We start from the raw sequence: 1,024 nt of genomic DNA, 5'->3' as shown, positions 1-1,024 counted from the left end.
GCTGGTAAACAAAGAGCGCCACGAGCTAGTGTCGAATGATGATCAGCGTATGGTCGATTTCATTCGCATTAAACCGGACGAAAAAGTACAGGAGAAAAAACGCGAACTCCCGAAACCGCCACCACCTAAGCGTCCGCCGCCGCCACCAGAAATGAAGGTGACGTCGACAGTAAAACCGGTGATGGACCAAGTTCCAATGGATATGCCAAAACTCGATCTACCAGTTAACGTCACTGGTGGCTCAGTGCTCGGTCATTACAGCCAAGGTGGCGGAGCGAGACTGGCAGGTAGCGGAGGCCCTGTGCCTTTAGCAACATTCCAACCTCAGATGCCTCGTAAGGCCGCCCGTTCTGGACTTGAGAAAGGTATCGTACTTGTAGAGTTTACTGTTAACGAACGTGGTAGCGTCGAGGACGTCAAAGTTTTAAAAGAGACACCACGTAAGTTGGGCTTGGGACAAGCCGCGAAGAAAACCGTATCTAAGTGGACCTTCAAACCCAAGATGGTTGATGGTAAAGCGGTTAGCTCTCGCCTTTCTCAAGAAATTGAGTTCTCTACAAACTAAGGAGTCATACGTATGAAAGCATATACCAAACTGTTGGCTTCTCTAGTGTTATTGTCAGGCGCGTATGGCGCGCCTGGTTTTGCCAACACTCCGGAGTTGTCAGACAAAACGTTTCGAACGGTAAACAAAGTTCAGGAACTCATTGCTACAGAAAAGTACGCTGATGCCCTTTCTAAATTGAACTCAGCATTAAGTAGTACAAGCAAAAAACAATATGACCGTGCAGTCTTACTGCAACAGATGGGCTTTCTGTATTCTTTAAAGGACGACTACCCAAAAGCAGCGAAATACTTTGCTGAAGCACTCAAGTTAGATGCTTTACCAGTACCCGTAGCTCAACAGGTTCGTTACAGCCTTGCACAGCTTTATCTAGCAGAAGGCAAATTTAAGCAATCCGTTAATACAATGAACGAGTGGTTCAAGATTGCTGAAACAACAGAGGAAAAACCTCAAGCACAT

Annotated in this window: 1 protein-coding gene and 1 pseudogene; both read left to right on the top strand. The window is 46.6% G+C overall.

All coding sequences use genetic code 11. From position 1 onward, the window contains the following. The first annotated feature begins 1 nt into the window (after position 1). Positions 2–565 (top strand): energy transducer TonB, encoded by a 564-nt coding sequence (locus R8N46_RS25550; protein WP_318189821.1) that lies wholly within the window; start codon positions 2–4, stop codon positions 563–565. 12 nt (positions 566–577) lie between these two features. Continuing rightward, a pseudogene (locus R8N46_RS25545) lies at positions 578–1,024 on the top strand (hypothetical protein); the annotation flags it as partial.

It is taken from the genome of Vibrio sp. 1874 (genome assembly GCF_033344395.1).
Classification (GTDB): Bacteria; Pseudomonadota; Gammaproteobacteria; order Enterobacterales; family Vibrionaceae; genus Vibrio; species Vibrio alginolyticus.
This window is presented reverse-complemented; position numbering and strand designations above follow the sequence as displayed.